This window comes from Pseudonocardia adelaidensis, assembly GCF_039543345.1.
In the GTDB taxonomy this organism is placed as follows: Bacteria; Actinomycetota; Actinomycetes; order Mycobacteriales; family Pseudonocardiaceae; genus Pseudonocardia; species Pseudonocardia adelaidensis.
In genome coordinates, this window is sequence record NZ_BAABJO010000003.1 from 342,824 (window position 1) to 365,892 (window position 23,069).

The 23,069-nt window shown below is 74.2% G+C and carries 20 protein-coding genes; 17 read left to right on the plus strand and 3 right to left on the minus strand.

Annotated elements, in window-relative coordinates; genetic code table 11:
- The 8 genes from ABEA81_RS05500 to ABEA81_RS05535 are packed head-to-tail and all read left to right on the plus strand — an operon-like array spanning position 1 to position 8,301.
- A complete protein-coding gene (locus ABEA81_RS05500; RefSeq protein WP_345603676.1) occupies positions 1–1,257 on the plus strand; it encodes an acyl-CoA dehydrogenase family protein in 1,257 nt (418 codons plus the stop codon).
- Complete coding sequence (locus ABEA81_RS05505) at positions 1,254–2,228, plus strand: alpha/beta hydrolase (protein WP_345603677.1); 975 nt, start codon at positions 1,254–1,256, stop codon at positions 2,226–2,228. The genes ABEA81_RS05500 and ABEA81_RS05505 overlap by 4 nt, the downstream gene beginning before the upstream one ends.
- The gene (locus ABEA81_RS05510) at positions 2,225–3,535 is read left to right on the plus strand and encodes an MFS transporter (RefSeq protein ID WP_345603678.1); all 1,311 of its coding nucleotides are present in this window, start codon (positions 2,225–2,227) and stop codon (positions 3,533–3,535) included. Before ABEA81_RS05505 ends, ABEA81_RS05510 begins: the two co-directional genes overlap by 4 nt.
- Complete coding sequence (locus ABEA81_RS05515) at positions 3,532–4,779, plus strand: acyl-CoA dehydrogenase family protein (protein WP_345603680.1); 1,248 nt, start codon at positions 3,532–3,534, stop codon at positions 4,777–4,779. The genes ABEA81_RS05510 and ABEA81_RS05515 overlap by 4 nt, the downstream gene beginning before the upstream one ends.
- Before the next feature lie 59 nt (positions 4,780–4,838).
- Entirely contained in the window at positions 4,839–5,582 is a 744-nt protein-coding gene (locus ABEA81_RS05520; RefSeq protein WP_345603681.1) for a GntR family transcriptional regulator, read from the plus strand.
- A 45-nt stretch (positions 5,583–5,627) separates the two neighbouring features.
- Positions 5,628–6,578 (plus strand): VOC family protein, encoded by a 951-nt coding sequence (locus ABEA81_RS05525; protein WP_345603682.1) that lies wholly within the window; start codon positions 5,628–5,630, stop codon positions 6,576–6,578.
- A complete protein-coding gene (locus tag ABEA81_RS05530; protein WP_345603683.1) occupies positions 6,575–7,210 on the plus strand; it encodes an alpha/beta hydrolase in 636 nt (211 codons plus the stop codon). The genes ABEA81_RS05525 and ABEA81_RS05530 overlap by 4 nt, the downstream gene beginning before the upstream one ends.
- Complete coding sequence (locus tag ABEA81_RS05535) at positions 7,210–8,301, plus strand: zinc-binding dehydrogenase (protein WP_345603685.1); 1,092 nt, start codon at positions 7,210–7,212, stop codon at positions 8,299–8,301. The genes ABEA81_RS05530 and ABEA81_RS05535 overlap by 1 nt, the downstream gene beginning before the upstream one ends.
- Before the next feature lie 5 nt (positions 8,302–8,306).
- Here the strand turns inward: ABEA81_RS05535 and ABEA81_RS05540 are convergent, their stop codons facing one another.
- Together ABEA81_RS05540 and ABEA81_RS05545 are read right to left on the minus strand one after the other, a co-directional pair.
- Positions 8,307–8,975 (minus strand): GntR family transcriptional regulator, encoded by a 669-nt coding sequence (locus tag ABEA81_RS05540; RefSeq protein WP_345603686.1) that lies wholly within the window; start codon positions 8,973–8,975, stop codon positions 8,307–8,309.
- A 167-nt stretch (positions 8,976–9,142) separates the two neighbouring features.
- Positions 9,143–9,958, minus strand: a complete 816-nt coding sequence (locus ABEA81_RS05545; protein WP_345603688.1) for an IclR family transcriptional regulator domain-containing protein — start codon at positions 9,956–9,958, stop codon at positions 9,143–9,145.
- Positions 9,959–10,048: 90 nt separating this feature from the next.
- Between ABEA81_RS05545 and ABEA81_RS05550 the strand changes: the two genes are divergently transcribed.
- Genes ABEA81_RS05550 through ABEA81_RS05560 form a run of 3 tightly spaced genes read left to right on the plus strand, consistent with a single transcriptional unit; the run spans position 10,049 to position 13,783 of the window.
- Positions 10,049–11,389: an MFS transporter gene (locus ABEA81_RS05550; protein WP_345603689.1), complete on the plus strand. Its 1,341-nt coding sequence runs from the start codon at positions 10,049–10,051 to the stop codon at positions 11,387–11,389.
- Positions 11,386–12,918, plus strand: coding sequence for a class I adenylate-forming enzyme family protein (locus ABEA81_RS05555; protein WP_345603690.1), 1,533 nt, complete (start codon positions 11,386–11,388; stop codon positions 12,916–12,918). The genes ABEA81_RS05550 and ABEA81_RS05555 overlap by 4 nt, the downstream gene beginning before the upstream one ends.
- A gap of 46 nt (positions 12,919–12,964) precedes the next feature.
- A complete protein-coding gene (locus ABEA81_RS05560; RefSeq protein ID WP_345603691.1) occupies positions 12,965–13,783 on the plus strand; it encodes a citryl-CoA lyase in 819 nt (272 codons plus the stop codon).
- Between the two features lie 12 nt (positions 13,784–13,795).
- Here the strand turns inward: ABEA81_RS05560 and ABEA81_RS05565 are convergent, their stop codons facing one another.
- Entirely contained in the window at positions 13,796–14,584 is a 789-nt protein-coding gene (locus tag ABEA81_RS05565) for an IclR family transcriptional regulator (protein ID WP_345603692.1), read from the minus strand.
- 89 nt (positions 14,585–14,673) lie between these two features.
- Here ABEA81_RS05565 and hutH point away from each other — a divergent pair, with 89 nt between their 5' ends.
- From hutH to hutI, 6 genes are read left to right on the plus strand one after another with little or no spacing between them, the layout of a single operon-like run.
- Positions 14,674–16,218 carry a histidine ammonia-lyase gene (gene hutH / locus ABEA81_RS05570; protein ID WP_345603693.1) on the plus strand — a complete coding sequence of 515 codons (1,545 nt, stop codon included), beginning with the start codon at positions 14,674–14,676 and terminating at the stop codon, positions 16,216–16,218.
- A 12-nt stretch (positions 16,219–16,230) separates the two neighbouring features.
- Positions 16,231–17,907 (plus strand): urocanate hydratase, encoded by a 1,677-nt coding sequence (gene hutU / locus ABEA81_RS05575; protein WP_345603694.1) that lies wholly within the window; start codon positions 16,231–16,233, stop codon positions 17,905–17,907.
- Positions 17,908–17,966: 59 nt separating this feature from the next.
- Positions 17,967–19,400 (plus strand): purine-cytosine permease family protein, encoded by a 1,434-nt coding sequence (locus ABEA81_RS05580; protein ID WP_345603695.1) that lies wholly within the window; start codon positions 17,967–17,969, stop codon positions 19,398–19,400.
- On the plus strand, positions 19,397–20,575 hold the full coding sequence (locus ABEA81_RS05585) for an allantoate amidohydrolase (protein WP_345603696.1): 1,179 nt from the start codon (positions 19,397–19,399) through the stop codon (positions 20,573–20,575). The genes ABEA81_RS05580 and ABEA81_RS05585 overlap by 4 nt, the downstream gene beginning before the upstream one ends.
- The gene (locus tag ABEA81_RS05590) at positions 20,572–21,897 is read left to right on the plus strand and encodes a formimidoylglutamate deiminase (RefSeq protein WP_345603698.1); all 1,326 of its coding nucleotides are present in this window, start codon (positions 20,572–20,574) and stop codon (positions 21,895–21,897) included. Before ABEA81_RS05585 ends, ABEA81_RS05590 begins: the two co-directional genes overlap by 4 nt.
- Positions 21,894–23,060 (plus strand): imidazolonepropionase, encoded by a 1,167-nt coding sequence (gene hutI / locus ABEA81_RS05595; protein WP_345603699.1) that lies wholly within the window; start codon positions 21,894–21,896, stop codon positions 23,058–23,060. Before ABEA81_RS05590 ends, hutI begins: the two co-directional genes overlap by 4 nt.
- Positions 23,061–23,069: the final 9 nt, after the last annotated feature.

Consider the following 23,069-nt stretch of genomic DNA (forward strand, 5'->3'; position numbering starts at 1 on the left):
ATGACCACCTCCGCCTCACCGACGCGGCCCGCCGACACCCAGCCCGAGCCCACCCCCGCGCAGCTGATCCGGACCGTGGTCGACCTGCGCCCGCAGCTGGTGGCGGCGCAGGCCGAGACGGAGGAGCGCACCTACTACTCCCGGGAGCTGCACGAGACCTTCCGCGCGGCCGGCCTGTACCGGGTGGTGCAGCCGAAGCGCTACGGCGGGCTCGAGTACGACCTCACGACGTTCGCGCGCCTGCAGCTCGAGATGGCGCGCGGGTGCGTGTCCACGGCGTGGTGCTGGGCGCTGGCATCGAGCCACGCGCTGCAGATCGGCTCCTACTTCCCCGAGGCGGCGCAGGAGAAGATCTTCGGCGACGGCGACTTCCGCTGCGCGTCCGTCGCCGCGCCGGACGCGAAGGCGCAGCGCCTCGACGACGGCTGGCGGCTCGACGGAACCGTCCGCTACTGCTCCGGTATCCCGTACTCGACCCACTTCATGGGCCAGGCGATGATCGCCGGGCTGCCGCCGCAGGAGGCCGCCGAGCACCTGCTGCTCTACGTGGCCCCGCGCAGCGAGTGGACGATGCTCGACGACTGGGGCGACACGCTGGGCCTGCGCGGCAGCGGCTCGCACAGCATCCGGCTCGAGGGCGGGCGGATCCCGGCGGAGTTCGCCGTCGAGGACACGAACATGGTCAACGTCGACGTCAGCGCGGGCACCCCGGGCCTCGCGCTGCACGGCAACCCGATGTACGTGGGCCGGGCGCTGGCGCCGTTCACGATCTCCCTGGCCGCCCTCACCACGGGTGCTGGCTACTGCGCGCTGGACGAGTTCGAGCGCCAGATGCGCACCCGCAAGACGAGCATCCCGCCGATGGTCCCGCGGCTCGGTGACGGCGACTACCAGCGCTGGTACGGCACCGGGCTCGCGAAGCTCGCGACGGCGGAGGCGCTCACGATCCGCTGCGCCGAGGAGCACATGGAGATCTGCGAGCGCACCGCCGCGGGCGGGGAGCCCTACAGCGAGGAGGAGGAGCAGCGGATCGGGATCATCGCCCGCGAGGCCATCGTGCAGGTGTGGGAGGCCGTCGACGAGGCCCTCTTCCGCAACGTCGGCTCCAGCGCGATCAAGGCCGGGCAGCCGTTCGAGCGCGTGTGGCGCGACCTCACCATGATCGCGAGCCACCGCAACACGAGCTTCCGGGAGACGTCCTTCCGCAAGCTCGCCCAGCTGCACCTCGGCCTGCCGATCAGCGACGGGGCGCGATGAGTCCGGAGCCGCTCACGTCCCGGCGGGGGTTCTTCTGGGTCGGCACCGAGCGCGCCCGGCACGCGGCCGGCACGGTGCCCCGCGCCCCGATGTACGTGGCGTGGGAGGAACCCGAGCGGGTCACCGCGGCGCACCCGGTCGTGCTGGTGCACGGCGGCGGGGGCCAGGGCACCGACTGGATGGGCACCCCGGACGGTCGCCCGGGCTGGGCGGAGGCGTTGGTCCGCGGCGGGTACCGGGTGTACGTGGTCGACCGGCCGGGGCACGGCCGCTCACCGCACCACCCCGACGTCCTCGGCCCGATGGGCCCGCCGTTCTCCTACGAGCGGCTGAAGGGCCTCTTCGCCCCGGACGACACCGCCGACCGGCACACCCAGTGGCCGGGTTCCCGCGACCTCGACGACCCGCTCTTCGACCAGGTCGCCGCGCCGACCGGCCCGATGCTGGCGGACCTCGCCGCGAGCCAGCGCCTCGACGCCGAGCGGCTCGTCCAGCTCCTGGAACGCACCGGGCCCGCGGTGCTGCTCACGCACTCCGCGGGGGCGCCGGGCGGCTGGCTGGCGGCGGACGCCCGGCCGGACCTCGTCGTCGGGCTGCTCGCGCTGGAGCCGATGGGACCGCCGTTCCTCACGGTCCCGGACGGGCCGCGGCTGCTGCCGTGGGGGCTGACGGCCGCCCCGCCCGCGTTCGACCCGCCCGTCGCCGACCCGGCCGACCTCGTCCCCGGGACGCACCGGCTGCCGGGCCTCGCGAAGGTGCCGATCGGCGTGTTCTCGGGCGAGGCGTCGCCCTTCGACGGGTTCGCCGGGGACATCACCGCGTTCCTCCGGGACGCGGGGTGCCGGGCGGAGCACGTCCGGCTGGCCGACCGGGGCGTGCGGGGCAACGGGCACGCCGTGCAGTTCGAGCGCAACAACCTCGACGCGCTCGCCGTGCTCACGCGGTGGCTCGAGGAGGAGTGCGGCCGATGACCACACCGTCCCCGGGCCGGGTGTCGACGTGGAGGGTCGCGTCCGCGAGCTTCGCGGGCACCACCGTCGAGTACTACGACTTCGCGATCTACGGGACGGCCGCGGCGCTGGTCTTCCCGCGGCTGTTCTTCCCCACGGCCGACCCGTTCGTGGGCACGCTCGCCGCGTTCGGCACGTTCGCGGCCGGGTTCCTCGCCCGCCCCGTCGGCGGCGTCCTGTTCGGCCACTTCGGCGACCGCGTCGGCCGCAAGCGCATGCTCGTGATCACGCTGGTGCTGATGGGCGTCGCGACCACGGCGATCGGCCTGCTGCCCGGCTACGAGACGGCGGGCGCGCTGGCCCCGACACTGCTGGTCGCCCTGCGGCTGGCGCAGGGGATCGCGTTCGGCGGCGAGTGGGGCGGGGCGGTCCTGCTCGCCTACGAGTACGCGCCCCCGGAGCGCCGCGGGTTCTTCGCGAGCCTCCCGCAGACCGGCCCGGCCGCAGGCGTGCTGCTGGGCAACCTCGCCTTCCTGCCGGTCGCCGCCCTGCCCGACGACGAGCTGCTGTCGTGGGGCTGGCGGGTCCCGTTCCTGGTGAGCATCGTGCTGATCGCGATCGGGATCGTGGTCCGGCTGCGGATCGCCGAGTCGCCGGAGTTCGTGGCCGTGCAGGAGGCGGGCGCCGAGGCGCGCGTCCCGCTGTTCGACGTGCTGCGCCACCACCTGCGGGAAGTGCTGCTGGTCTGCGGCGGCTTCCTCGGTTTCGGTGCGCTGTCGATCGTGGCTGCGACGTTCCTGCTGAGCCACGCCACCGTCACCCTCGGCGTCGATCGCTTCGCGGTGATCACCGCGATCCTGCTGGCGAACGTCGTGCAGGTGGGGGTCGTGCCGCTCTCGGGGTGGCTGGCCGACCGGTACGGCCCCCGCCCGGTGGTGCTGACCGGCGCGGTCGCGTCGATCGTGGGGATCTTCGTGCTCGTCGGCGCGGTGGAGACCCGGGACGTCGGGCTGATCACCATCGGGTACCTGCTCGGGTTCGGCGTCCTGTACTGCATCGGGTACGGCGCACAGCCCTCGGTCTACGCGGGTGCGTTCGACGCCCGGGTGCGCTACACGGGCATGTCGCTGGGCTTCCAGCTCGCCACGGTGCTGGGCAGCGCGGTGGGCCCGGGCATCTCGGCGATCGTGCTGCGGGCCACCGGGGAGCCGTTCGCCGTCGCGGCGTACGTCGGTGCGATGCTGGTGATCTCGCTGGTGTGCCTGGCCGTCCTGACGGGGCGGCCGCGCGTGGCCGCCGTGCCCGCCGTGAGCGGGGGCAGGGCATGACGCGGACGCACCCCGGCCGGCTGGTGATCGAGCCCCCGGAGCCGGACCCGACGCCCGAGGCGATGATCGCGCGGGCCGCCGCCATGCGCGGCGAGCTGGTGGCGGAGGCGCCGGCGGGGGAGGAGCGCGGCGGCTACTCGGAGCGGCTGCACGAGCGCTTCACCGAGGCCGGCTTCTACCGGGTGCTGCAGCCCCGCCGGTACGGCGGGTACGAGTTCGGGCTCGACACGTTCTTCCGGCTGATCACCGAGATCTCGCACGGCGACCCGGCCACCGGCTGGTCGGTGTGCCTGGCGTCGGACCACGTCTTCCACATCGCCTCGTTCTTCTCCGAGCGGGCGCAGGAGGAGCTCTTCTCCCCGGACGGCCACTTCTGCTCGCCGCACCGGGCGGCGCCCACCGGCACGGCCGAACGCGTCCGCGGCGGGTACCGGGTGCGCGGCACCTGGGACTACTGCTCCGGGATCACGCACGCCACCCACTTCATCGCCACGGCGATGGGCCCCGCACCCGGCACGGACGGCCCGCCCGTCCCACTGGCGTGCGTGCTGCCGCGGGGCGACTACACGGTGCTCGACGACTGGGGCGGCGGCGCCACCCTCGGCCTGCAGGGCACCGGCTCGAACTCGGTGCGCGTGGACGACGCCTTCGTGCCCGAGCACCTCGCCGAGCACTACGACTGGAAGGCCTTCGCGATGCCGCCCGACGGCACGCCGGGCTACCGCCTGCACCGCAACCCGCTCTACCTCGGGCGCTCGCTGACGATCTACTACGGGGGCCTCGCCGCACCGGTGGTCGGCGCGGCCTTCGCGGCGCTCGACGAATACGAGCAGATCCTGCGCACGCGCCCGACCACGGTGCCCCCGAAGGTGCTGCGCTGCGAGTCGCCGGACCACCAGCGGTGGTTCGGCGAGGCGCAGAGCCTGGCCGACTCCGCCCTCGCCGTGCTCGTCGCGGCCGGTGAGCGCTACACGGCCGCAGGCCGCGAGTGGGAGCGTACCGGCGCGTTCCCCGTCGGCGCCGACGTGCGGCCGCGGGGGATGGCCCAGCAGGCCGCCCGCCTCGCTGCCGACGCCGTCGACCGGCTCTTCACCACCGGCGGGACGTCCGCGGCCAAGCGCGGCTCGCGCCTGCAGCGCTGCTTCCGCGACGTCGCCATGTACCGCACGCACATCGGGGCGCAGGCCGACCTGCACTTCGCCGCGAACGCCCGCGTCCACTTCGGACTCCCGACGCCGCTGTAGTGAACGAGGAGGTATCGGTCATGACCGAACGTATGACAACCATCCAGTAGGATTCCGCCGTGGACGAGCCAGGTCGGCAGCAGGGCAAGCCCGACGTACCCGACCTCGCATCCCGGATCGGCCGGGTCGCCGCGCCGCTGCGCCCCCAGGTGCGCGACGCGCTCCGCGAGGCCATCCTGACCATGCGCTTCGCGCCCGGCCAGCGCCTCGTCGAGCGCGAGCTCATCGACATGACCGGTGTCTCCCGCACCACGATTCGCGAGGTGCTGCGCGAGCTGGCCGCCGAGGGGCTCGTGCGCACCGTCCCGCAGAAGGGCGCCGTCGTCGTCGCGCTCTCGCCCGAGGAGGCCGAGGAGCTCTACGAGCTGCGCGAGGTGCTGGAGGCACACCTCGTCCGGCGGTTCGTCGCCCAGGCGCCGGACGGCAGGCTCGTCGCCTTGCGCCGCGCGTTCACGAAGCTCGAGGACGTCGTGGCGGAGGGCGGCGGCACGATGGACGTGCTGCGCGCCAAGGACGTGATCTACGACGTGCTGCTCGACGGCGCGGGCAACTCGGCGCTGCGCACCAGCCTCTCGCAGCTGCACGCCCGGGTGAGCCTCCTGCGGGCGGGCTCGCTGTCGTCGGATCCCGGCCGTCCCGCGCGGTCCGTCTCGGAGCTGCGCGACATGGTCAAGGCCGTGGAGGCCCGCGACGCCTCGGCCGCTTCGGCCGCCATGATCGCCCACGTCCGGGCGGCCGCCCGGCTGGGAATCGCCGCGATGCGCGCCTCGCAGGAGGCCGGCGCGCCCGCGACCACTCGCTGAGTTTCGTATGACCGAATGACATTCCTGCTGTCTCGAGGAGGAGACATGGCGCACCTCAACGGTAGCCACCACGTCACGCTGTCGGTCGGGCCCGCGCAGGAGGACGTGGACTTCCACGTCGGCACCCTCGGTATGCGGTTCATCAAGAAGACCGTGCTCTTCGACGGCTCGCTGCCGATCTACCACCTCTACTACAGCAACGCGAACGGCGACCCGAGTGCCGTCGTCACGACGTTCCCCTTCCGGCAGGCGGGGTTGCGCGGCAGGCGGGGCACCAACCAGGCCCGCGAGGTGCACCTCGCGGTGCCGTCCGGCTCGCTGGATTTCTGGCAGCAACGGCTCGCCGCGCGCGGGGTCGAGGTCGAGAACGCCGAGGTGCTCGACCAGCGGCGGCTGCTCTTCCGCCACCCGTGCGGGATCGAGTACGCGATGGTGGGCGTCGAGGACGACCCCCGCGTGGGTCACCCGGGCGCGGGCGTCCCGGCCGAGCACGCGATCCACGGCGTGTACGGCGTCGGCGTGCACGTGGCGAACCCGGAGAACATGGTCGAGTTCCTCAGCGACTCCTTCTACGGCAAGGGCCTCGTCGAGGAGGGCGACCGGGTGGTGCACCAGGTCGGCCGGCCGGGCCAGGGCGGCTCGGTCGAGCTGGTGGTCAACCGCACCGACGAGCCCGGCACCTGGCGCTACGGTGAGGGCACCATCCACCACTTCGCGTGGAACGCCGAGACGCTCGAGAACCAGGACGCGCTGAAGTTCGAGATCGAGGGTGTCGGTTACACCGACATCTCCGAGCTCAAGGACCGCAAGTACTTCAAGTCGGTCTACGTCCGCACGCCGGGCGGGGCGCTGTTCGAGCTCGCGGTCACGCACGCCGAGGGCGGCTGGACCTGCGACGAGTCCCCGAAGGAGCTCGGCAGTGCCTTCCAGCTGCCCGAGCAGTTCGAGGACCGCAGGGCGGAGCTGCTCGACCAGCTCGAGCCGATCTCGGTATGACGGCCGAGGCCACCCTGCGCGTCGAGCGGTGGGGCGGCGCGCCGGAGCGGGCGGCGCTCGCGGTGCTCGCCGTGCACGGCCGCGACCAGGAGCCCGGCTTCATGCGCTCCGTCACCGATCGCGTCGGCCTGGAGGGGCTCGCCTGGTACGCGCCCGCGGCGCCAGGGCGCACCTGGTACCCGAAGCGGTTCACCGAGCCGTTCGCCGCCAACGAACCCTTCCTGTCGGCGTCCCTGCGCGCCATCGGCGCGGTGCTCGGCGGCGTCGGCCGGGACGGGTTCCGGGCGGACCGCGTGGTGCTGCTCGGGTTCTCCCAGGGCGCCTGCCTGCTCAGCGAGTACCTCGTGCGCCACCCCGGCCGGTACGCCGCTGCCGCGCTGCTGACGGGCGGGTTCGCCGGGCCACCCGGATCGGGGCGGGAGGTGGCGGGCGACCTCGCCGGCACGCCGGTGCTGCTCGCGTCCAGCTCGCGTGACGGCTGGGTGCCGGTCGAGCGCGTGCGCGAGACCGCGGCACTCCTGCGCGGGGCGGGCGCCGAGGTCACCCTGCGCGTCGACGAGGACCCGGAGCACCACGTCAACGACGACACCGTCGCGGCGGTGCGCGACCTGCTGACCCGCGCCACCGGCTGATGCGCGCCGCCATCATGACGGCGCCGGGCAGGCTCGAGGTGCAGGACGTCGACCTGCTCCCGCTCGCGCCCGGGCGGATCCGGGTGCGCACCGGGGCCACGCCGTTCTGCGTCACCGACGTGATGAACGCCGACGGCGTGTTCGGCAAGGAACCGCCGACGATCCTCGGGCACGCCTCGATGGGCGTGGTGGAGGAGCTGGGCCCGGACGTCACCGGGGTGCGCGTGGGCGACCGCGTGGTCGTGCACGGCACGGCCGAGTGCGGCCGATGCTTCTACTGCGTGCGCGGCCGCACCGACCAGTGCTCGGTGATCTTCGACCGGCCGGACGGGCCGCCGCCGGTGGCCCGGCTCGCGGACGGGAGCATCGCGACGGCGGCGGGGAACGTCGGCGGGTACGCGGAGCTGATGTCGGTGGACGCCCGCCAGGTCGTCCAGGTCGACACCGCGGTGCCGGACGTCGTGCTCGGGCTGCTGGGCTGCGGGGTGACCACGGGCCTGGGCTCGGTGTTCAACGTGGCCGCCGTCGTCCCGGGGTCGGACGTGGCCGTGGTCGGCTGCGGGCAGCTGGGGCTCTGGATGATCCAAGGCGCCCGGGTCGCCGGGGCGGGGCAGATCATCGCCCTCGACCCGGACGCCGGCCGCCGCGAGCGCGCCGCCGCGGCCGGCGCCACCGTGACCCTCGACCCGGCCGAGGCCGACCCCGTCGAGCAGGTGCGCGCCCTGACCGGCGGGTACGGCGTGACCTACGCGCTGGAGGCGGCCGGGCCCGCGCTCGCCCAGCGGCAGGCCGTGCTGATGACCCACCGGGGCGGCACCGCCGTCCTGACCGGCTGCGAGCCGCTCGGCGCGGAGCTCTCGCTCCCGCAGGTGCCGATCGCCCTGCACGGCCGCACGGTCGTCAGCAGCCAGAACGGGCGGGTGCGGATGCACCACGACATCCCGCGCTTCGTGCGGATGCTCGAGGACGGACGGCTCGACGCGTCGCTCGTCGGGATCGCCGAGTTCGCGTTGGACGAGATCGACGAGGCGAAGGAGGCGGCGCGGGCGCACCGCACGGTGATCGGTGTGATCGTGCCGGGCGCTCGCTGAGCCGTTCAGGTCGCGTTGCCGAGCTGCTTGAGGCCCGCGTCGGTCGAGTTCGCCCGGTGCCGGTCGCAGGCGGCGATGGCCGCCTCCGCGTCGCGGGCCGCGAGCGCGAGGTAGATCGCGCGCAGCTCCTCGACGACCTCCGCGGGCCTGCCCGGGCCCGCCACCGCGAGCGACATCACCAGACCGGCGTGCGACCGCAGGTTCCGCAGCAGGTCGCGGGTGGCGAGGCCGGCCGTCCGCAGCATGACGACGAAGAACCAGTCCCGTGCGCGGACGAGCTGCTCGAGCGCGGGGTCCGGTCGCGCCGCGACCTCCTCCACGGCCTCCAACGACCGCCGCAGGGCGCCCACCTGGGACTCGGTGGCCTGCTGGACGAAACGCCGGACGGCGACGTCCTCCAGGATGTGCCGGATCTCGTCGGTCTCGGCCATGTTGTGCGCCGTCGGGTCGGCGATCACGACCCCGTCGGCGTCCGGGCGGGCGACGCCGAGCTCGGCGAGCTCCCCGAGGGCGTCCCGCACGGCGTCGGCGGACGCCCCGGTGCGCGCGACGACCGCCTCGACGGGAAGGGCGTCGCCGGGGCGCAGCGTTCCCTGGACGATCCAGCGCAACACCGCGTCGCGGACGACAGCGGGCTGGGATGGGGGCGTGGCCGAGCCGTCGTTGGCGGGCACCGCGCAACTCTATCAGCCGCCCACCCGGCCAAGATCGACTTCTGTCGCACAGACCGGTCGCACGCCCTGCGGGCGCCGCACACACCTCCGCTGCACCGCACACACTCCCGGCGATGTGTGCCGGCCCCAGACGATGTGTGCGGCCATCCTGTCGTCCTGGCGAGCGGCTAGACGCCCAGGTCCAGGGAGTGGACCAGCGCGGGGAAGCGGTCCAGCTGTCGCCGCAGGGCCGCGGCCGCCGACTGCAGCAGCGGGAGGCGGGACCGCAGGAACTCGTCCGTGGGCTGGCGGCCGGACGTGGTGGCGCAGCTGATCCCCGCGATGGCGACGCCGTCGTTGAAGATCGGCACGCCCAGAACCGTGATCCCGAAGTCCAGCTCGTCGGCGACGAGTGCGTACCCGTCCCGGCGGGTGCGCTCCAGGCACTCGCGCAGCCCGGCCTCGGTGGTGACGGTGTGCGGGGTGCGCCGGATGAGGTGCGCCGCGGCGAAGTACGCGGTGAGACGCTGCTCGGGCTGGAAGGCGAGGATGGCGCGGCCCGTGGCCGACACGTAGGCGGGCACCCGGCTGCCCGGCGTCACCGCGAAGCGGAGCAGGCCTTCGGTCTGCATGTGGCAGAGGTGGATGATGTCGACCCCGATGAGGGTGGTCAGCGACACGCTGTCGCCGGTCTCGTCCCGCAGGTGCTGCAGGTGGGGCTGCGCGACCTCGGCCAGGTTCATCGAGTCCGGGTAGCCGGCCCCCAGCTCCATGACCTGGGGCGTGAGCACGAACGTGCGGCCGACCTTCTTGACGTATCCCAGCTGCACGAGCGTCAGCAGGAAGCGCCGGGCGACGGCCGGGTTGAGGTCGGTGGCCGCGGCCACCTCGCTGAGGGTGAGCTCGGGGCCTGCTGGCCCGAAGGCCCGCAACACGGCCAGGCCGCGGGCCAGCGAGCTGACGAACTGTTCCTTGTCCGGCGCGGGCCGGGCCGGGGTTGACATGCCGCCTCCTCCGCCGCATGCTGCGCGCGTTCGGAGAGCGAAACGTTATTCGCTGAGCGAAACTCCGTCAAGCCCCAACGAGGAGGCGTGATGAGCAGTGCTGCACAGAAGGCGGGGGCGACACCGTCCGGTGCCGAGGTACCGCCGCCCCAGCTGACCAAGCGGGTCACGACAGCGGTCTCGCTGGGAACGGTCATCGAGTGGTACGACTTCTTCCTCTACGGCACCGCGGCGGCGCTGGTCTTCCCGCACCTCTTCTTCCCGGCGCAGAACGGCACGGTCGGTGCGTTGCTGTCCTTCGCGACCTTCGCGACGGGCTTCGCCGCACGGCCCCTCGGCGGGATCATCTTCGGGCACCTCGGTGACCGGGTGGGCCGCAAGACCGTCCTCGTGACGACCCTGATCCTGATGGGCGTGGCCACGGTCGGCATCGGCCTGCTGCCGACCTACGACCAGGTCGGGGTCGCCGCACCGGTCCTGCTGGTCGCGCTGCGGATCGTCCAGGGACTCGGCACGGGCGGGGAGTGGGGCGGCGCGGCCCTCATGACGAAGGAGAACGGCAGCTCGCGACCCGGCTTCTTCGGTTCGTTCCTGTCCGCATCGGTCTTCGCGGGGCTGATCCTCGGCTCGGTCGTCTACACGGCGCTGGCCTCCGTGCTCACGGAGGAGCAGCTGTTCGGCTGGGGCTGGCGCGTCCCGTTCCTCGTGAGCGTCCTGCTCGTCGTCGTCGGGCTGTGGATCCGCCGCGACCTGCCGGAGACGGCCGAGTTCGAGCGGGTCAAGCGCAGCGAGGTGCGGGAGCGGGCGCCGATCATCGCCGCGCTGCGGCGGCCGCGCAACGTCATCGCGATCTTCCTGATGCGGCTCGGCCAGAACACGACCTTCTACATCGTCTCGGTGTTCGTGCTGACCTACGCCACCACGGCGCTCGACCTGCCGCGGCCGACCATCCTCGCGGCCACCCTGATCGGCTCGCTGGTCGCCGGGCTGCTGTGCCCGCTGTACGGCCACCTCGGGGACCGCTTCGGCTTCGGGCGGGTCATGCTCGTCGCGTTGGTCGTGCAGGCCGCGTTCGCGTTCCCGTTCTTCCTGCTCGTCGACACGCGGAACTTCGCGGCGATCCTCGTCGCCGTCGTCGTCGCGATCGCCGGGGGCGCGGCCGCCGCCGACGCCATCCAGCCCGCCTACTTCACGGGCATGTTCGGCACCCAGAGCCGGTTCAGCGGGGTCTCGATCGGGCGCGAAGGGGGCACGGTGATCGGTGGGGGCCTGGCGCCCCTGATCGCAGCCGGGCTCCTGGCCTGGCAGGGCGGGTCCAGCTGGGCGGTCTCCGGCTGGATGCTGCTGACGAGCCTGCTCGGGATCGTCGGGGTGCTGCTCGTGCGTCCGGTCGGCGCCGAGCCGGTCGACACCCCGGGAGCGGCCCGGTGACCGACCCCGCCCGATCGGAGCTCGTCGTCCGGGCCGCCGACAGCACGATCGTCAGCCTGTTCGACGCGCGGGCCCGGCTGCACCCGGCGCGGGTCGCCGTGCAGGCCGGCGCGTCGCGGACGACGTACGGCGATCTCGAGGAGCGCAGCAGGCGGGCCGCGGGCCTCCTCGCGGCCGCCGGGGTGCGCCGCGGCGACCGCGTCGGGTTGCTGTCGGAGAACCGGCCCGAGTACCTCGAGGTCCTCCTCGCCGCCGGGCGCCTCGGGGCGATCGTCGCCTGCCAGAGCATGCGCGCATCCGACGAGGAGCTGGCGGCGTGCCTCGACCTCGTCGCGCCGGCCGTGACGGTCGCGTCCGAGCGCGCCGACGCGCGGTACGACCTGTTCGCGCGCCCCGGGGAACGGATCGTGCTCGGCGCGGCGTACGAGCAGGCGCTCGCGTCGGCCGAGCCGTGGACGCAGCCGTCCGCGGCGCACGCCGAGGACCTCGCCGTGATCATCTACACGAGCGGGACCACCGGCGTGCCCAAGGGTGCGTGCATCAGCCACCGCGCCGAGGTCGTGCGGAGCATGGCCACCCGGGCGGAGCTCGGCATCGCGGGCGACGACACGTTCGTGGCGTGGTCGCCGCTGCACCACATGGGCGCGCTCGACAACTCGGTGAGCACGCTCGTGTCCGGGGGCAAGGTCGTCGTCGTCGACGGGTTCCGGCCCGACGAGCTGGCCGACGTCGTCGCCGCGGAGCGGCTGGGATGGCTGCTCGTCATGCCCGGCACCGTGGCCCGGCTCGCGCAGGCCCTGCGCGCCCGCGGCACCCGGCCGGCGGGCGTACGGCTCTGCGGCGTGATGCCCGACCTCGTCCGGCCGGAGGAGATCGCCGAGATCACGAGCCTGCTGGACGCCCCGTTCGCCAACACCTTCGGCGCCACCGAGACCGGTTGCCCACCGTGCTCCGCGGGCGTCATCCCGGTCGGGGAGGCGCCCACGACCTTCCCGAAGGAGCAGAGCGGCTACTGCGAGGTCCGCCTGGTCGACCCGGACGGCCGGGACGTGCCCGACGGCGTGCCCGGCGAGCTCTGCATGCGCGGCCCCACGCTCTTCAGCGGCTACTGGAACAACCCGGAGGCGACGAACGCCGACTTCCGGGACGGCTGGTTCCACATGGGCGACGTGCTCGTCCGGGAGGCGGACGGTCGGCTCACGTTCGTCGACCGCGTCAAGTACATGATCAAGAGCGGTGGGGAGAACATCTACCCGGCCGAGATCGAGCGCGTTCTCCTGCGCCTGCCGGGCGTGCTGGAGGCCGGGGTCGTCCGCCGTTCCGACCCGACCTGGGGCGAGGTGCCGGTCGCGGTCGTCGTGCACGCGGGCGAGACCTCCGCCGATGCGCTGCAGCAGGCCTGCCGGCAGCACCTGCCCTCCTACAAGGTGCCGAAGGACATCGTCTTCGCCGCGCCCGGCTCCCTCCCCAGGAACCCCTCGGGGAAGCTCGTCCGGCGCGAGCTGGAGCAGCTGCTCGCCGAGCGCTGAACACGACCGCCGAACACCCCGACCACAGACCCGACAGGAGAACCAGTTGTCCGACGGAACCGCGCTCGACGTCCGCAGCGACATCTGCTGGAGCGACGCGACGAGCATCACCGTCCTGGGCCGCGACCTCTGCCACGACATCATCGGCCGGCTCGACTTCGGGAGCTTCGCGTTCCTCCTGCTCACCGAGCGGATGCCCGGCGAGGCCGAGGCGAAGCTGTTCAACGCCGCGCTCGTGAGCCTCGTCGAACACGGCATCACCCCCAACGCGATGGCCACCCGCCTGACCCACCTCGGGGCTCCGGAGTCGTTGCAGAGCGCCGTCGCGGCGGGCCTGCTCGGGCTGGGCAGCAGGTTCGTGGGCACGATCGAGGGGGCGGCGCGGTTCGTCACGGGGGGTGCCGCGCGGCTGACGGCCGACGGCGCGCTGGACGACGCGCTGGACGACGCGGCGGTCCGCGCCGAGGCCGAGCGCATCGTCGCCGACTTCCGCGCCCGGGGGGAGCACGTCCCCGGGATCGGGCACCCCATCCACGAGCCGGTCGACCCCCGGGCCGAGGTGCTCTTCGAGATCGCGGAGGCGGAGGGTTTCCCGACGCTGCCGGTCCGGCTCGTGCGGGCCGTCGCGGCTGCGGGCAGCGAGGCGTCGGGCCGCGCGCTGCCGGTCAACGTCACCGGGGCCATCGGCACCGTCGTCGCGCTGCTGGGCCTCGACTGGCGCATCGCACGAGGGCTGGGAGTCATCTCGCGGACGGTCGGGTTGGTCGGGCACCTGCGCGAGGAGCTCGCCCGGCCGATGGCCACCACCCTGTGGCGGACCACCGACGAGGCCGCAACGCGGCACATCCACGGGGCCGGGGCCTGAGACCCGGGCCGCTCATGTACCCGGCGCCGGTCGGGTGTGGCCGCTGATGCGGGCCGCGATCGCCCGGGCGGTCCGGCCGACCTCGACGACGAGCACGTCGCGCAGGTCCGGGCCGAGCTCCGGCCGCGGAACCGTCACGGCGACGCTCGCGACCGGGTGCCGGGTGTGGTCGAGCACAGCGACGGCGATCGAGGCGAAGCCGGGCGTCACCTCGCCGACCTCGACGGCGTGCCCCCGGCGCCGGGTCTCCACGAGGAGCTTGCGCAGCGCGGAGGGCGAGCGGGGGCCCGCCTCGTGCCGGGTCACGAACGCGTCGGGGTGCGGGTACAGCGCGCGGATCTGCGCCGCGGGCAGGGCGGCGAGCATCGCGCGGCCGCTGGCGGTGAGGTGGGCGGGAAGGCGCACCCCCACGTCGGTGACCAGCGGCGGGCGGCCCGGCGCGCGCTCCTCGATGAGGTAGATGACCTCGTGGCCGTGCATGACGGCCAGGTGCGCGGTGTGGCCGGTGCGGTCGACGAGCCGGGCGAGCGGCACCCGCGCGACGCGCTGCAGCGGTGCCTGGCGGGCGTAGCCGGTGGCGAGCTCGTAGGCCGCGACCCCCAGGCTGTAGCGGCGTTCGTCGGCGAGGTGCACGACGAACCCGCTCTCGGCGAGCGTGGCCAACAGCTGGTACGTCGTGGAGCGGGGAAGCCCCAGCTCCCGCGCGACGGTCGCCGCGGGCACCGGGCCCGCCTGCCGCCCGAGATGGCTCAGGATGGCCAGCACCTGGTGCGCGGCGGGCACCTTCACCGGGCGGGGCACGGTGGGAAACTAGCAACTGTCCGGGATCCCGGACGGATTCGCGCGCCTCCGCATGGTGCGGCGGCGGCTCGCGGGTGTCCGATGCAGTGATGCGCCACATCACCGTCGAGGTCGGGACCGGCCCGCTCGCCCCCGCAGAGATCCTCGCCGTCGCCCGGGAGGGCGCGGGCGTCCGCCTGTCCGCCGAGGCCGAGAGCGCGATGGCGGCGGGGCGGAAGGTGGTCGAGGCGCTCGCCGACGACGCGGAGCCGCACTACGGGATCTCGACCGGGTTCGGAGCGCTCGCCGTCCGGCACATCCCCGTGGACCGGCGCGCCCAGCTGCAGCGCAGCCTCGTGCGCTCGCACGCGGCCGGCTCGGGTCCCGAGGTCGAGCGCGAGGTCGTGCGGGCACTCATGCTGCTGCGCCTGTCGACGCTGGCGACCGGGCGCACCGGGGTCCGGCCGGAGACCGCGCGGGTCTACGCGGCGATGCTCACCGCGGGGATCACGCCGGTGGTGCGCGAGTACGGGTCGCTGGGCTGCTCGGGGGATCTGGCGCCGCTGGCGCACTGCGCGCTGGCGGCCATGGGCGAGGGCGAGGTGCGCGACGCCTCCGGGGCGCTGCGCCCCGCGGCGGAGGCGCTCGCCGCGACCGGCGTCGAGCCCGTCGTGCTGGCGGAGAAGGAGGGCCTCGGCCTGATCAACGGCACCGACGGCATGCTCGGCATGCTCGTGCTGGCCTGCCACGACCTCCGCACGGCGCTGCGCACCGCGGACGTCGCCGCGGCGACGAGCGTCGAGGCGCTGCTGGGCACCGACGCGGTGTTCGCCGCCGACCTGCAGGCACTGCGCCCGCACCCGGGCCAGGCCGAGAGCGCGGCCAACCTCCGGGCACTGCTGGACGGGTCCGGGATCATGGCCAGCCACCGCACGCCGGACTGCACGCGCGTCCAGGACGCGTACTCGCTGCGGTGCGCGCCGCAGGTGCACGGCGCCGCCCGGGACACCCTCGCCCACGCCGAGGTGGTGGCCGGCCGCGAGCTGGCGGCCGCCGTGGACAACCCGGTGGTCACCGTGGACGGGCGGGTGGAGAGCAACGGGAACTTCCACGGCGCACCGCTCGGCTACGTGCTGGACTTCCTCGCGATCGCGGTCGCGGACGTCGCGTCGATGAGCGAGCGGCGCACCGACCGGTTCCTGGACGTGGCCCGCAACCACGGCCTGCCGCCGTTCCTCGCCGACGACCCCGGGGTCGACTCCGGCCACATGATCGCGCAGTACACGCAGGCGGGGATCGTGTCCGAGCTGAAGCGGCTGGCGGTCCCGGCGTCCGTCGACTCGATCCCGTCCAGCGCGATGCAGGAGGACCACGTCTCGATGGGGTGGGCGGCGGCGCGCAAGCTGCGGCGCGCCGTCGACGGGCTCACGAGGGTGGTGGCGATCGAGCTGCTCACCGCCGCGAGGGCCCTGGACCTGCGGGCGCCGCTCGCGCCCGCCGCGGCCACGGCCGCCGTGCGGGACCGGCTGCGTGCCGAGGTGGCCGGCCCGGGGCCGGACCGGTGGCTGGCGCCGGAGATCGAGGCCGCCGTCGGGCTCGCCGCCTCCGGCGAGGTGCTCGCCGCCGCCGAGCGCGTGACCGGCCCGCTGAACTGAGAGGAGATGGTCATGGAGGGTGCTCGTCCCGTCCGTGCGGCGCGCGGCACGACGCTGACGGCCCGGTCATGGCAGACCGAGGCCCCGCTGCGGATGCTCTGCAACAACCTCGACCCGGAGGTGGCCGAGCGGCCCGATGACCTCGTCGTCTACGGCGGCACCGGGCGCGCGGCGCGAGATTGGCGATCGTTCGACGCGATGGTCCGCACGCTCACCACGCTGGCCGACGACGAGACGATGCTCGTGCAGTCCGGCCGCCCGGTCGGGGTGCTGCGCACGCACGAGTGGGCGCCGCGGGTGCTGATCGCCAACTCGAACCTGGTGGGGGACTGGGCGACGTGGCCGGAGTTCCGGCGGCTGGAGAAGCTCGGCCTCACGATGTACGGCCAGATGACCGCGGGCTCGTGGATCTACATCGGCACCCAGGGCATCCTCCAGGGCACCTACGAGACGTTCGCGGCCGTCGCCGAGAAGCGCTTCGGGGGGACGCTGGCCGGCACCCTGACCGTCACCGGTGGCTGCGGCGGCATGGGCGGGGCGCAGCCGCTCGCTGTGACGCTCAACGGCGGCGTGTGCCTGGTGGTCGACGTCGACGCGGCCCGGCTGCGGCGGCGGGTCGAGCACCGCTACCTGGACGAGCTGGCCACCGACCTGGACGACGCCGTAGCGCGCGCCGTGGCGGCGAAGGAGGACCGGCGGGCGCTGTCGGTCGGGCTGGTCGGCAACTGCGCACGGGTGCTGCCGGAGCTGCTGCGCCGCGGCGTGGAGGTGGACATCGTCACCGACCAGACCTCCGCGCACGACCCGCTGTCCTACCTCCCCGACGGTGTCGACCTGGACGACTGGGACGACTACGCGGCGAAGAAGCCCGAGGAGTTCACCGACCGGGCCCGCGAGTCGATGGCGCGGCACGTCGAGGCGATGGTCGGGTTCCAGGACGCAGGGGCCGAGGTCTTCGACTACGGCAACTCGCTGCGCGACGAGGCCCGCCAGGGCGGCTACGACCGCGCGTTCGCCTACCCGGGCTTCGTGCCCGCCTACATCCGGCCGCTGTTCTGCGAGGGCAAGGGCCCGTTCCGCTGGGCCGCGCTGTCCGGCGATCCGGCCGACATCGCCGTCACCGACGAGGCCGTGCTCGAGCTGTTCCCCGAGCACGACCGGCTGCACCGGTGGATCCGCGCCGCCCGCGAACGGGTCGCCTTCCAGGGGCTTCCGGCCCGCATCTGCTGGCTCGGGCAGGGCGAGCGGGACCGGGCCGGGCTGCGGTTCAACGAGCTGGTCGCCTCGGGGGCGATCAGCGCGCCGATCGTGATCGGCCGCGACCACCTCGACACCGGCTCCGTCGCGTCCCCCTACCGCGAGACCGAGGGCATGGCCGACGGCTCCGACGCCATCGCCGACTGGCCGCTGCTGAACGCGCTGGTCAGCACGGCGTCCGGGGCGAGCTGGGTGTCGATCCACCACGGCGGCGGGGTGGGCATCGGCCGCTCCCTCCACGCGGGGCAGGTCACGGTCGCGGACGGCACCGACCTCGCGGCGGCCAAGATCGAACGAGTGCTGACCAACGACCCGGCCACGGGCGTCCTGCGTCACGTGGACGCGGGCTACGACCTGGCGGAAGCGACGGCGGACGCCCACGGCATCCGCGTCCCGATGTCCGAAGGAGCGTCAGCAAAGCCACTTTCATGACACGAGCCGTCATGAAAGTGGCTTTGCTGACATCCGCCGACGACCCCAGGAGGAGCCGCATGGAGCCGGAGGTCTCGTCACCCCCGTCCCGCATCGAGCGCCGTTCCATCGACGTGATCCCGGACGCCGAGCGGCACGGGTCACCGATCAACCAGTTCACGCTGTGGTTCGGCGCCAACATGCAGATCACGGCGATCGTCGACGGTGCGCTCGCCGTCGTGTTCGGGGCCGACGCGCTCTGGGCGATCATCGGCCTGCTGATCGGCAACCTCGCGGGCGGCTGCGTCATGGCGCTGCACTCGGCGCAGGGGCCCCGGCTCGGGCTCCCGCAGATGATCTCCAGCCGGGCCCAGTTCGGGGTGTACGGGGCCGTCGTCCCGCTGGTTCTGGTGGTGCTGCTGTACCTCGGGTTCGCGGCCACCGGCACCGTGCTCGCCGGGCAGGCGGTCAACGAGATCGTGGGCGTCGACGCCCCGGTGGTGGGCATCCTCGTCTTCGGCGCGCTCACGGGGATCGTCGCGACGCTCGGTTACCGCTACATCCACATGCTGGGGCGAGTCTCGACCGTGGTCGGCGTCGTCGGCTTCACCTACCTGGGCATCCGGCTGCTCGTCGGGCACGACGTGCCCGCGCTGCTCGGCGTCGTGCCGTTCGACGTCGCGACGTTCCTGCTCGCGATCTCCCTCGGCGCCGGCTGGCAGCTGACGTTCGGCCCGTACGTCGCCGACTACTCCCGCTACCTGCCGCGCCACACCAGCGAGCGCGTGACGTTCCACTCGACGCTGTGGGGGAGCGTGCTCGGCTCGCAGTGGTCGATGAGCCTGGGCGCGCTGATCGCCGCCATCCCGATCGCCGACGGCGGCGGCTTCCTGGACAACCAGGTCGGGTTCCTCGGCGAGCTGGCCGGCGGGGGCGCCGCGGCGATCGCGATCTACCTCGTGATCGTGGTCGGCAAGCTCACGGTCAACTGCCTGAACGCCTACGGCGGCTTCATGTGCCTGCTGACCACGGTCACCTCGGTGACCAGGGCCGCCTCGGTGTCGCGGGCCGGGCGGGTGGCGTTCATCGGCGCGTTCCTCGTGGCGTCGGTGCTGATCGCGCTGCTCGCGTCGGCGAACTTCCTGGACAACTTCCGGCAGTTCATCCTCGCCCTGCTCATGGTCTTCACACCGTGGAGCGCGGTGAACCTGATCGACTACTACCTGGTCTCCCGGGAACGGGTCGACGTGCCCGCGCTCTACGACCCCGACGCCCGGTACGGGCGGTGGAACCCGGTCGCGCTGGTCTCGTACGCGATCGGCATCGTCGCCCAGATCCCGTTCATGGCGCAGGCGCTCTACACCGGCCCGATCGCCGAGGCGCTGAACGGCGCCGACATCTCCTGGCTGGTCGGCCTCGTCGTCACCGCCGCCGTGTACTACCCGTGGGCCAAGCGCACCACGGACGTACCCGCCGAGATGATCTACCCCGTGGGGACGGTCGCGGCGAGATGACGTTCGACAGCATGTGGGCCGACCTGCACCCGGTCGGCCGGGATCCGCGCAGCAGCGGCTACCGGCGGTTCGCGTGGACGGCCGAGGACGCGGCCCTGCGGGAGTGGTTCACCGGCGAAGCGGCGACACGCGGGCTCGACGTCACCTCCGACCGCGCGGGCAACCTGTGGGCCTGGTGGGGGAACCCGGACGCCGACGGGCCCGGGCTCGTGCTCGGCAGCCACCTGGACTCGGTGCCCGACGGCGGCGCGTTCGACGGCCCGCTCGGCGTCGTGTCCGCGCTCGCCGCCGTGGACGCCCTGCGCGCACGGGGGTGGACGCCGAGCCGCCCGCTCGGGGTCGCCGTCTTCGCCGACGAGGAGGGCGCCCGGTTCGGTGTGGCGTGCGCGGGCAGCCGGATCATCACCGGCGCGCTCGCCCCCGACCGCGCCCGGTCGCTCGCCGACGCCGACGGCACCACCGTCGCCGAGGCGATGGCCGCGGCGGGCCACGACCCGGCGCACGTCGGCCCGGACCCGGAGACCCTGCGCCGCGTGGGCACCTTCGTCGAGCTGCACGTCGAACAGGGCAGGGCGCTGGTCGACGCACCGGACGACGCCGCGGTCGGCGTGGCGAGCGCGATCTGGCCCCACGGCAGGTGGCGGCTCGACCTGCGCGGCCGCGCCGACCACGCCGGCACCACCCGGCTCGAGGACCGCGACGACCCGATGCTGCACCTCGCCGAGGCCGTCACCGCGGCCCGGCGGGCGGCGCGTGAGCACGACGCGCTCGCCACGATCGGCAAGCTGCGGGTGGAGCCGGGCGGGGTCAACGCGATCCCGTCCCGCGTCGTCGCGTGGCTGGACGCCCGCGGCCCCGTCGAGGCGGACGTGCGGTCCGTCGTCGCCGCCGTGGGGGAGGCCGCCGGGAGCGAGCCGGTCGAGGAGTCGTGGACCGGGCCCACCGCTTTCGACGCCGGCCTGCGGGACCGGCTGGCCGCGCTGCTCGCGGCCCCGGTGCTGCCGACCGGCGCGGGCCACGACGCGGGGATCCTCTCCGCCGCCGGGATCCCGACGGCGATGCTGTTCGTGCGCAACCCGACCGGGGTGTCCCACTCGCCCGAGGAGCACGCCGACCCCGCCGACTGCCACCGCGGGGTCGAAGCCCTGGTCCGGGTGGTCGGGGAGCTCGGATGACGACGTACTGGTGCGAGCGCGCCTGGCTGGAGGGCGGCCCGCGCGACCGGGTCCGGGTCACGGTCGACGGCGGCCGGATCGCGGGCGTCACGATCGGGGACGACCCCGGACCCGAGGACCTGCGCCTCACCGGCCTGGTGCTGCCCGGCTTCGCGAACTCCCACAGCCACGCCTTCCACCGTGCGCTGCGCGGGCGCACGCACGACCGCGGCGGCACGTTCTGGACCTGGCGGGAGCGGATGTACGGGGTCGCGGCGCGGCTCGACCCCGACCGCTACCTCGCGCTGGCCCGGGCCGTCTACGCGGAGATGGCGCTGGCGGGCGTGACCTGCGTCGGTGAGTTCCACTACCTGCACCACGAGCGGGACGGGTCCCGGTACGCCGACCCGAACGCGATGGGGCAGGCGCTGATCCAGGCGGCTGCCGAGGCGGGCGTGCGGCTCACGCTGCTGGACACGTGCTACCTCTCGGGCGGGCTCGGCGCGTCCGGCCACACCCCGCTCGACCCGGTGCAGGTGCGGTTCGGCGACGGCGACGCCCACGCGTGGGCGGAGCGGGTCGGCTCGCTCGCGGACACCGACGGCGTGCGCGTGGGCGCGGCGGTGCACTCGGTCCGCGCGGTGCCCGCCGCGCAGCTGCCGACCGTCGTGCGGGCCGCGGGCCGGCGCCCCCTGCACGTCCACCTGTCGGAGCAGCCGCAGGAGAACGACGCGTGTCAGGCGTTCTACGGGGCCACTCCCACGGCGCTGCTGGCCGAACAGGGCGTCCTCGGGCCGGGCACGACCGCCGTGCACGCCACGCACCTGAGCCGCGAGGACATCGCCGTGCTCGGCGGTTCGGGCACCAGCGTGTGCGCCTGCCCGAGCACGGAGGCCGACCTCGCCGACGGCATCGGCCCGTTCCGGGCGCTGCTGCGGGCCGGGTCGTCGCTGACGGTCGGCAGCGACCAGCACGTCGCGGTCGACCTGCTCGCCGAGGCCCGGCTCGTCGAGTCCCACGAGCGGCTGGCCGCAGGTGAACGGGGCCGGCTGGCGCCCGCCGCGCTCGTGGACGCGCTCACCGTGCACGGCCACGCCTGCCTGGGCTGGCCGGACGCCGGACGCATCACCCCGGGTGCACGGGCGGACCTGGTGGCGGTGGGGCTGGACCGCCCCCGCACCGCGGGGGTCGCGCCCGAGCAGGTGGTGATGGCCGCATGCGCCGACGACGTCCACACGGTCGTGGTCGACGGGCGTGTCGTCGTCAGCGAGGGCAGGCACGCGCTGGGGGACGTGGGCAGGCTGCTGGCCGACGCCATCGCCCCGCTCTGGGAGGGATCGTGAGCACTCTCGTCACCGGGATCGCCGAGCTCGTCACCAACGACCCCGTCCTCGGGCCCGGCCCGCTGGGGATCGTGGCCGACGCGGCGCTGGTGGTCGACGGCGGTCTGGTCGCCTGGGTGGGGCCTGCCGCCGCCGGCCCGCCGGCCGACGAGCGGATCGACGTGGACGGCCGGGCGGTGCTGCCCGGTTTCGTCGACAGCCACACCCACCTCGTGTTCGCGGGCGACCGTTCGGCCGAGTTCGAGGCCCGGATGTCCGGCGTGCCCTACGACGGCGGCGGCATCGCGTCCACGGTCGCGGCCACCCGCGCGGCCGACGACGACCGGCTGCGGGCGCGGCTGCGGGCGCTGGTGGCGGAGATGCGCGCCCAGGGCACGACGACCGTCGAGGTCAAGAGCGGGTACGGCCTGAGCGTCGCCGACGAGGCGCGGGCCCTGCGGCTCGCCCGTGAGGTGACCGACGAGACCACCTTCCTCGGTGCCCACGTCGTGCCGCCGGAGTACGCGGGCCGCGTCGAGGAGTACGTCGCGCTGGTCACCGGCCCCATGCTGGCGGCGTGCGCGCCGTCGGCGCGCTGGGCGGACGTGTTCTGCGAGCCCGCCTCCCCGCACGCCTTCGACGGGGACGCCTCCCGGGCCGTGCTGGAGGCCGGCCGGGCGGCTGGGCTCGGCCTGCGGGTGCACGGCAACCAGCTCGGGCCCGGCCCGGGTGTGCGGCTGGCGGTCGAGCTGGGAGCCGCGAGCGTCGACCACTGCACGTACCTGGCGGACGCCGACGTCGACGCGCTGGCGTCCGCGGACACGGTGGCGACCCTGCTCCCGGGTGTCGAGTTCTCGACCCGCAGCCCCTACCCGGACGCCCGCAGGCTGCTCGACGCCGGGGTCACCGTCGCGCTGGCCACCGACTGCAACCCGGGGACCTGCTACTCCTCGTCCATGTCGATCTGCATCGCGCTCGCGGTGCGCGAGATGCGGATGACGCCGGCGGAGGCCGTGTGGGCGGCGACCGCCGGTGGCGCGGCGGCCCTGCGGCGCGCTGATGTCGGCCGCCTCGGGGTCGGTGCACGTGCGGACCTGTCCGTGCTGGAGGCCCCGTCCCATCGGCACCTCGCCTACCGGCCCGGAGTTCCGCTGGTCCGCGCCATCCCGGTCGGCGAACCGTGAAAGCGGCGG